The sequence below is a fragment of the Patulibacter sp. NPDC049589 genome (assembly GCF_040675535.1).
Lineage (GTDB): Bacteria > Actinomycetota > Thermoleophilia > Solirubrobacterales > Solirubrobacteraceae > Patulibacter.
Window position 1 is genome coordinate 1 of sequence record NZ_JBFAPC010000207.1, and the last position, 8,482, is coordinate 8,482.

The following is an 8,482-nucleotide window of genomic DNA, read 5'->3' on the forward strand; positions in this document are numbered from 1 at the left end:
CCGATCGCGAACGTGTTGGCCCCGGACTCCTTGGCGATGTCGCGGGCGGTGTCCGGCGTCACCTGCATGAGCCCGAGGGCCGGGTGTGGGGGCGGCAGACCGCATCGAGTTCGGTACCTCAGGGGTACGCAACTCGACGACCGCAGGCTCCGGACGGGGGCCGGCCCGCCACCCCATCGAGTTCAGTACCTCACGGGTACGCAACTCGACGACCACGACGGACGGCCGACGGCCGACGACGGACGACGGACCATGCCTCATCGAGGTCGGTACCTCGTCGGTACACCACCCGACGGCCGCGGGCCAACGGGCACCCGCAGGCCCCACCCCATCGAGTTCGGGACCTCACCGGTACACGACTCGACGACCACACGCTCCGGACGGGGGCCGGCCCGCCACCCCATCGAGTTCGGTACCCCAGCGGTACACAACTCGACGACCACACGCTCCGGACAGGGGCCGGCCCGCCACCCCATCGAGTTCGGTACCTCACCGGTACACGACTCGACGACCACAGGCTCCGGACAGGGGCCGGCCCGCCACCCCATCGAGTTCGGTACCCCAGCGGTACACAACTCGACGACCACAGGCTCCGGACAGGGGCCGGCCCGCCACCCATCGAGTTCGGTACCCCAGCGGTACACAACTCGACGACCACAGGCTCCGGACAGGGGCCGGCCCGCCACCCCATCGAGTTCGGTACCCCAGCGGTACACAACTCGACGACCACAGGCTCCGAGCAGGGGCCGGCCCGCCACTCATCGAGTTCGGTACCCCAGCGGTACACGACTCGACGACCACAGGCCGACGGGCAGTGTCCCGCTCAGCGCCGCGCCGCGGCCGCCGGGGTCGTCCAGCGCGCCCCGACGTCGTCCGCGATCCGCGCCGCCTGCGCCAGGCCGGCACGGACGCAGCCGGGGCGGACCGCGGGGTCGAGCGGGTCCTCGCCGCGGGCCGCGAAGAACGCGGCGTCGGGGCGGAGCAGGACGAAGGACGTGCCGCCGGTCGCGTCGCCCAGCGCGTCGACCGCGCCCTCGTCGTCCGGGCGGGCGTCGCCGACCTGCAGGACGACGGCCAGGGGGACGCCGAGGACGAGGTCCGCGTTGGTGCCCGAGCGGACGCCGCCGTCGACGTAGCGGCGGTCGCCGATCGTGACGGGCGGCCACATCCCCGGGACGGCGCAGCTCGCGGCCACCGCGTCGACGAGGTCGACGCCGCAGTCGCGGTCGAAGACGACCGGCTCGGCGGTCAGCGCGTCGACCGCGGGGACCAGCAGCGGGCGCTCCGGCCACTCGACGCCGGCCAGGCGGGTGGCGATGACCGCGCGGCGCACGGACTCGTCGACCGTCGGCGTCGCGAGCGCGATCTCGCCCATCCGGCGCCGGGCGGCGAGCGGGTCGCCGCCCTCGGCGAGGGTCGCCCAGACCGCGGCGCGCTCGGCGATCCGGGCGGGGTCGCGGTCCGGCGTCAGCTCGCTCGTGACCGGGTCCAGCTGGCCGGCGACGAGCTCCTCGAGGTCCCGCGGGCCGCCGAGCTGGGCGGCGACCGTCGAGCCCGCCGAGGTGCCGACGACGACGTCCGCGTCGGTCAGGTCGACGCCGGCGCGGAGGAGGCCGGCGAGCAGACCCGTCTCCCAGGCGATGGCCGCGAGGCCACCGGCGCCGAGGACGAGTGCGCGTTGCATCCTCACGACCGTAGGCCATGTGAACGCGGTGTTGCGTGACATCGGGACCGAGCGCGCGGGTCCGCGACCGCCGCTACGGCCGGACGACCGCCTTCGCCGCGGCGGTCCCCGCGGCGAAGGCGTCGTGGAGGCCCCCGACGGCGGCGAGGCCATCGTGCACCTCCGGCTCCAGCTCCACGGTCCCGTCCGCGAGCAGGTCGAGCGCCGTGCCGAGGGCCGTGCCCAACCGCTGCGGAGCCACGGCCGCGAGCGACGACACGCTGAAGCCGCCGATCGACACGTTGCCGGCGAAGAGCCGGCCGGCGGGCGGCAACGGGCCCAGCGCGGCCCCGCTCGCGTTCCCGAAGAGCACGATCCGCGCCCCGGGGGCGGCGAGCGCGAGGTCCTCGTCGAGCGCGCCGGTGCCCCGGGTGTCCAGGATCGCGTCGACCCCTCCGCCGCCGAGGTGCTCCCGCACGTCTCGCGCGAGCCCGGGGCCGCGCACGAACACCTCGTCGAAGCCGGCGCCACGAGCGGCGTCCCGTCGACGCCGGTCGCCCGCGACCCCCAGGACGGTGATCGCGCCGCGGGCCCGGGCGACCGCGGCGACCGCCCGCCCGACGCCGCCGGCGGCCGAGTGGACCAGGACCACGTCGCCGGCGCCGACCCGGGCCGCCTGTCCGACGAGCAGCACCGCGGTCGCGACGGCGCCCGGCGCGACGGCCGCCCGCTCCGGGGACAGGGCGTCCGGGACCTCGACGGCGAGGACGTCGGCGGCGACCGCGACCTCGGCGAGGCCGCCCCGGCCCGTGAACGCGGCGACACGCCGGCCGACCCGGTCCGGATCGACGCCGGGTCCGACGGCGGTGATCCTCCCGGACACCTCGAGCCCCGGGACGAACGGCCAGGCGGCGACGTAGCCGGGGTCGCCGCGCCGTGCCATCACGTCGAGGAAGTTGACGCCGGCGGCCGTCACGGCGATGGCGACCGCGCCGGGGCCGGGCGTCGGCGCCGGCAGGTCCTCGACCGACGTGACGCTCGCGTCGGGCGCGGGGCGGGCGAACCGCACGGCCCTCACGACGTCACCCGGTGGCCGGCGGGGGTCACGGCCTCGTGGGTGACCGTTCCGGCGCGGGCGGGCGGGCGGTCCGCGGGCGGCACGCGGTGGCGGCGGACGACGACGTGGTCGGGGGCGGTGCGCATCCTCCGAGCGTGCTCCGCCGCCGCGGGGCCGGCAACGGGCGATGGACACTGGCTGCGATCACGTGGGCTTATCGTTGGACCATGGAGCTCCGGCACCTCGCCGCGTTCGCAACGGTGGCCGAGACCCTGCACTTCGGGCACGCCGCCGACCGGCTCCGCGTCGCGCAGCCGGCCGTCAGCCAGCTGGTGGCCCGGCTGGAGCGTGAGCTCGGCGTGGTCCTCTTCGAGCGCACGAGCCACCGCGTCGCGCTCACGCCCGCCGGCGCCGCGCTGCTGCCCGACGCGCAGGCCGCCCTCGGGGCCGCCGAGAGGCTCCGGGACCAGGCGGCCGGGCTGACGACGGGGACGATCGGGACGCTGCGCGTCGCCACGACCACGGCGATCGGCCGGCGGCTCGCGGCGGCGCTGCGGACCCTCGCCGCCCGGCACCCCGGGGTCCGCGTCGAGCTGCCGGTGCTGACCACGACGCAGAAGCTCGAGGCCGTCCGCGCGGGGACGGCCGACGTCGCGCTGTTCCGGTCCTCGCCGGACGTCCCCGCGGGCCTGCGGTCACGCGTGGTGTGGCGGGAGCCGTTCGTCGCGGTCGTCCCGGCGGAGCACGCGGCGGCGGCGACCGACCCCGTGGTCCCGTCCGCGCTCGCCGGCCTGCCGATGGTCGGGATCTCGCGGGCCGCGCACCCCGCGATGGCCGACGAGGTGCGCGCGGTCTGCGCCGCGATGGGGCTCGATCCGTCGCCCGGACCAGCGGTGCGCACGCCGCAGGAGGTCCTGGCGACGGTCGCCACCGGAGCGGCGTGGACGCTCTTCGTCGACGGGAACGTGCCGGACCGGCTCCCGGGGATCGCGGTCCGGGCGCTCCCGGCCGGCACGCCGGCCAGCGAGGTCCGCGCGATCTGGCGGGCCACGGGCGCCGGGCCGTGGCCGGAGCGGTTCGTGGCGGCGCTGGAGGCCACGACTCCGGCCGGCGACTGACGCGCACCGGGCGAGTCGGCCGGGATCCCGCGCCCGGGCCGCCCGTACCCCGTCCGCTATCGTGCCGCGGCGAGCCAGTCGTACCCATCGAATGGGTCAGGGAATCCGGTGCAAGACCGGAACTGACGCGCAGCGGTGAGGGGGACGGGCGGGGCATCCTGCCACTGGATCCACGGATCCGGGAAGGCGCTCCGTCCGGACGAACCCGAGTCCGAAGACCTGCTGGCTCGAGGCCCCCGGCGTGCCCCGCACGCCGCCGGCCGATCGCCAAACGGGCCCCGCGTACGGGCTCCCTGATCGAAGGACCACCGCGTGAGACCACGCACCGTCGTTCCCGCGTCGACCCCGGTCGACGACCGTTCATCCGCCGGCTCCGGCCGCACCTTCCGTGACCGCCTCGCGGGCGCGATCCGCCGCCCGGCCACCGCCGCGACCGTCGGGCCACGGGCCGCCGCCGCGCCGACCCGGTCGGGGCCGGTCGGGCCCCGGCGCACCGGGATCCGCCGCGCGGGTCTCGCCGCCGCCGTCGTCACCGCGTCCGTCGGCCTCGCCGCCTGCGGCTCGTCCGAGGACCCGGCGCCGTCCGCGACCACCGTCGCGTCGGCCGCCGCCGGCCCGCGCACGGCCTACCCGCTGACCGTCGTCGACTGCGGCCGCAAGGTCACGTTCGACGCCGCGCCCAAGCGCGCCGTCGCCGTCGCCCAGCCGGCGATCGAGACGCTGCTCGCCCTCGGCGTGCAGGGCCGCATGGCCGGCACCGCGTCGTGGAGCGACCCGGTCCTGCCGAGCCTCGCGAAGGCGAACGCCGCAGTGCCGCGGCTGGCCGACGACTTCCCGTCGTTCGAACGGGTCCTGAAGACCGAGCCGGACCTCGTCTACTCGACGTTCGACTACACGTTCACGTCGGAGGGGATCGCCCCGCGCGAGCGCTTCACGAAGCTCGGGATCCCGATCTACCAGTCCGCCGCCGAGTGCGCGGGCCAGGAAGCGACCCAGGCGCGGCCGCAGACGATGGAGGACACCTACGCCGAGATCGGCGACATGGCGCGGATCTTCGACGTGCAGGGCCGCGGCACGGAGCTCGTCGCGTCGCTGAAGGCCCGGATGGCGACGGCCGCCGGCGGCGTCGACGCGCAGGACGTCTCGCTCGGCTGGTGGTACGCGAACACGAAGACCCCGTACATGGCCGGCTGCTGCGGCGCCGCAGGGATCGTCACGCGGCAGCTCGGCGCGAAGAACGCCTTCGGCGACGCGAAGCAGCTGTTCCCCGAGATCGGCTGGGAGACGATCCTCGACCGCGACCCGACCGTCCTCGTGCTGGCCGACCTGACCCGCGGCGACGACGGCGACAGCGCGAAGGCGAAGATCGCGTTCCTCGAGAAGGACCCGGTCGCGCGCCGTCTCACCGCCGTGCGGAAGAAGCGCTACGTGATCGTCACGGGCTCCGAGATGGACCAGTCGATCCGCAACGTCGACGCGACGGAGAAGGTCGCCGCGGGGCTGAAGACGCTCGGGCTCGCCGGATGAGCGCGCAGGAGCAGGCGGTCGCCGGCCCGGCGGACGCGGACCGCCCGGCGACCGCCGGCGACCCGGCGATCCTGGACCGCTGGGACGCCCAGCAGGCCGCGTACATCGCGGGCCGCGAGCAGCGCTTCGCCGCGATGCTCGACGTCCTCGAGCTCACCGTCGGCCCGGAGTTCGTCGCAATCGACCTGGCCTGCGGGCCGGGCTCGCTGTCCGCGCGGATCCTCGACCGCTTCCCCGGCGCGCGCGTGGTCGCCTGTGACGTCGACCCGCTGCTGCTGCACGTCGCGCGCGAGGTGCTCGGGCCGCGCTTCGGCGAGCGGCTGACGGTGCTCGACGTCGACCTCGCGGAGCCCGGCTGGTCCGCCGTCGTCGCGGCCGCCGCCGCGGACCTCGATCCCGCGTCCGCGGCGACGCGGGCGGACCGCGGGCCGGCGTCGGAGGCCACGCTCGCGGACCGACGACCGACCCTCGACGACCCGGCGTCGCGGCCGTCCGCCGTCCTCTCCACGACGGCGCTGCACTGGCTGCTGCCGCAGGACCTCGTGCGCGTCTACGGCGAGGCGCACGCGCTGCTCGCCGACGGCGGCGTCCTGCTCAACGGCGACCACCTCCGGTTCGACGGCCGCGACCCCGAGCTGCGCCGGATCGCCGCGGCGCACGACGCGGCGACGCAGCGGGCCGCGTTCGCCGCCGGCGCCCCGACGTGGGACGCCTGGTGGGGCGAGGCCCGCGCGCTGCCCGGCGGCGCCGCACTGGCCGAGGAGCGGGAGCGCCGGTTCGCCGGCCGCCCCGTCCCGCCGGCCACCGCGGTCGACCTGCACCTCGCCGCGCTCGCGCAGGCGGGGTTCGCCACGGTCGGCACGGCCTGGCAGCTGCTGGACGACTACGTCGTGCTGGGGCGGCGCTGATGCGGCGCGTGGTCCATCTCGCGCTCGGGCTGCAGGACCGCATGGTCGGCACCGCGACGTGGACCGACCGGATCCGGCCGAACCTGGCCCCGTCGCACGGCGAGAACCGCGACGACGAGAGCGGCGACGGGCCGCGCACGAAGCCGCTGCGTCTCTCGACCATCCAGACCGAGGTCCGCCAGCTCGCGCAGATCTTCGACGTCCGCGCGAAGGGCGAGGCGCTGGCCGCCGACCTGCAGCGACGGCTCGAGCAGGTCCGCGCGGACAACGCCGCCCGCGACCCGAAGGAGATCTCGATCGCCTCCTGGTTCGCGAACACGGAGTCCCCGTACGTCGCCGGCTGCTGCGGCTCGTCGGGGATCATCTCGCGCGCCGCGGGCGTCCGGAACGTCTTCGCCGACACGCAGGACGAGTTCCCGCAGGTCAGCTGGGAGACGATGCTCGACCGCGACCCGACGGTGCTCGTCCTCGGTGACCTGCAGCGCAAGAGCCAGACGGGCGACAAGCTCGCGGACAAGATCCGCTTCCTCGAGACCGACCCGGTCACGAAGCGCCTCACCGCGGTGCGGAAGAAGCGGTACGTGATCCTCAACGGCGCGGACATGAACCCGTCGATCCGCACGGTGGACGGCGCGGAGAAGGTCTCGGCGGGCATCCGCAGGCTGGGGCTGGTCCGCTGAGCGACACGGGCGGAGCGGAGGACGCTGTGGCGGCCGGGACGGCTCTCCGTGCCGGCCCCGCCCCGTCGGGTGGCGGCCCGGCGTCGCCGTCCGCCGGGAAGACCCGCCGCCGCCTGACCGGCACCACCCTGGCCGCCCTCGGCCTCGCGGCGCTCGTCCTGTCGATCGCCGTCGCGATCACGATCGGCCCGGCCGACGTGGCCGTCGGCGACGTCGTCGCGATCGTCGGCCAGCACCTGGGCTTCGGCCACGCGGACGTCACCCGGATCCGCGACGGGATCGTCTGGGACCTGCGGCTGCCACGGACGCTGCTGGCGGCGGTCTGCGGCGCGGGCCTCGCGATCTGCGGGGCGATCATGCAGTCGCTGCTGCGCAACCCGCTGGCCGACCCGTTCGTCCTCGGGATCTCGTCGGGCGCGTCGACCGGCGCGGTCCTGATCGTCGTCCTCGGCGTCGGGGGCGGGATCGTCGGGCTGTCCGGCGGGGCGTTCATCGGCGCCGTGCTGGCCTTCGCGGTCGTCCTGCTGCTGGCGGCGGGCGCGGGCTCGACGCCGGACCGCGTCGTCCTCGCCGGCGTCGCCGCCACCCAGCTCTTCTCGGCGCTGACCTCGTTCATCGTCACGTCGTCCGCCGACGCGGAGCAGACCCGTGGTGTCCTCTTCTGGCTGCTCGGATCCTTGGCCGGGGCGGGGTGGAACGACGTCGTCCTCTGCGGCTTCGTCTGCCTGGTCGGGCTCGTCGTCTGCCTCGCGGTCGCGCCCGCCCTCGACGCGTTCGCGTTCGGCGAGGACGCCGCGGCGTCGCTCGGGATCCCCGTCCGCTGGATCCGCCTGCTGCTGCTCGTGGTGACCGCGCTGATCACCGCGACCCTGGTGAGCGCCGCCGGCGCGATCGGCTTCGTCGGCCTCGTGCTCCCCCACGCCGCGCGCGCCGTCGTCGGCCCGGGACACCGGCGCCTGCTGCCGACCACGGCGCTGATCGGCGCGATCTTCCTCGTCTGGGTCGACACCGTCGCGCGCACGGCGTTCGACCCGCAGGAGCTGCCGGTCGGCGTCGTCACCGCGCTGGTCGGCGTCCCGGCGTTCGCGGTGATCCTCTACCGGCGCAAGGGGCCGGCGTGAGCCTCCGGGCCGAGGACGTCTCGTGGTCCGCGGGCGGGCGCACGATCGTCGACGGCGTGAGCCTCGAGGTCGTCGCCGGGTCGACGCTCGGGCTGCTCGGGCCCAACGGGTCGGGCAAGTCGTCGCTGCTGCGGCTGCTCGCCGGGGTCCGCCGGCCGACGTCCGGCGTGGTCGCGCTCGACGGGCGGGACCTGCGGATGCTGCGGCGCCGCGAGGTCGCCCGCCGCGTCGCCGTCGTCGAGCAGCACGCCACGACCGAGGTCGACCTGACCGTGCTCGACGTCGTACGGCTCGGCCGGATCCCACACCGCACCGCGTGGTCGACGACGTCGCGCAGGAGGAACGGCTGGGCCAGGCCGATGATCGCCGAGAGGGCGATCAGGCCGGCGACCGCGCCGACGCGCTTGC

At 76.1% G+C, this 8,482-nt stretch carries 9 protein-coding genes and 1 riboswitch; of the genes, 6 read left to right on the plus strand and 3 right to left on the minus strand.

Annotation, left to right across the window (positions count from 1 at the left end; all coding sequences use genetic code 11):
* Positions 1 to 823: 823 nt before the first annotated feature.
* The 3 genes from AB0L40_RS24770 to AB0L40_RS24780 form a co-directional block, all read right to left on the minus strand.
* The gene (locus AB0L40_RS24770) at positions 824 to 1,684 is read right to left on the minus strand and encodes a patatin-like phospholipase family protein (RefSeq protein ID WP_364360967.1); all 861 of its coding nucleotides are present in this window, start codon (positions 1,682 to 1,684) and stop codon (positions 824 to 826) included.
* A 73-nt stretch (positions 1,685 to 1,757) separates the two neighbouring features.
* Complete coding sequence (locus AB0L40_RS24775) at positions 1,758 to 2,741, minus strand: zinc-binding alcohol dehydrogenase family protein (protein WP_364360969.1); 984 nt, start codon at positions 2,739 to 2,741, stop codon at positions 1,758 to 1,760.
* Positions 2,738 to 2,866: a hypothetical protein gene (locus tag AB0L40_RS24780; protein ID WP_364360971.1), complete on the minus strand. Its 129-nt coding sequence runs from the start codon at positions 2,864 to 2,866 to the stop codon at positions 2,738 to 2,740. Before AB0L40_RS24780 ends, AB0L40_RS24775 begins: the two co-directional genes overlap by 4 nt.
* A gap of 81 nt (positions 2,867 to 2,947) precedes the next feature.
* Between AB0L40_RS24780 and AB0L40_RS24785 the strand changes: the two genes are divergently transcribed.
* The 6 genes from AB0L40_RS24785 to AB0L40_RS24810 all read left to right on the plus strand — a co-directional run.
* Complete coding sequence (locus AB0L40_RS24785) at positions 2,948 to 3,838, plus strand: LysR substrate-binding domain-containing protein (RefSeq protein ID WP_364360973.1); 891 nt, start codon at positions 2,948 to 2,950, stop codon at positions 3,836 to 3,838.
* A 58-nt stretch (positions 3,839 to 3,896) separates the two neighbouring features.
* Positions 3,897 to 4,080, plus strand: a riboswitch (cobalamin riboswitch).
* A 70-nt stretch (positions 4,081 to 4,150) separates the two neighbouring features.
* Entirely contained in the window at positions 4,151 to 5,365 is a 1,215-nt protein-coding gene (locus AB0L40_RS24790) for an ABC transporter substrate-binding protein (RefSeq protein WP_364360975.1), read from the plus strand.
* Complete coding sequence (locus AB0L40_RS24795) at positions 5,362 to 6,273, plus strand: class I SAM-dependent methyltransferase (protein ID WP_364360977.1); 912 nt, start codon at positions 5,362 to 5,364, stop codon at positions 6,271 to 6,273. The genes AB0L40_RS24790 and AB0L40_RS24795 overlap by 4 nt, the downstream gene beginning before the upstream one ends.
* Before the next feature lie 8 nt (positions 6,274 to 6,281).
* The gene (locus AB0L40_RS24800; protein WP_364360979.1) at positions 6,282 to 6,953 is read left to right on the plus strand and encodes an ABC transporter substrate-binding protein; all 672 of its coding nucleotides are present in this window, start codon (positions 6,282 to 6,284) and stop codon (positions 6,951 to 6,953) included.
* 113 nt (positions 6,954 to 7,066) lie between these two features.
* The gene (locus tag AB0L40_RS24805) at positions 7,067 to 8,074 is read left to right on the plus strand and encodes an iron chelate uptake ABC transporter family permease subunit (RefSeq protein WP_364360983.1); all 1,008 of its coding nucleotides are present in this window, start codon (positions 7,067 to 7,069) and stop codon (positions 8,072 to 8,074) included.
* On the plus strand, positions 8,071 to 8,482 hold a 412-nt coding region (locus AB0L40_RS24810), incomplete at its 3' end, for an ABC transporter ATP-binding protein (protein WP_364360981.1). The genes AB0L40_RS24805 and AB0L40_RS24810, both read left to right, overlap by 4 nt.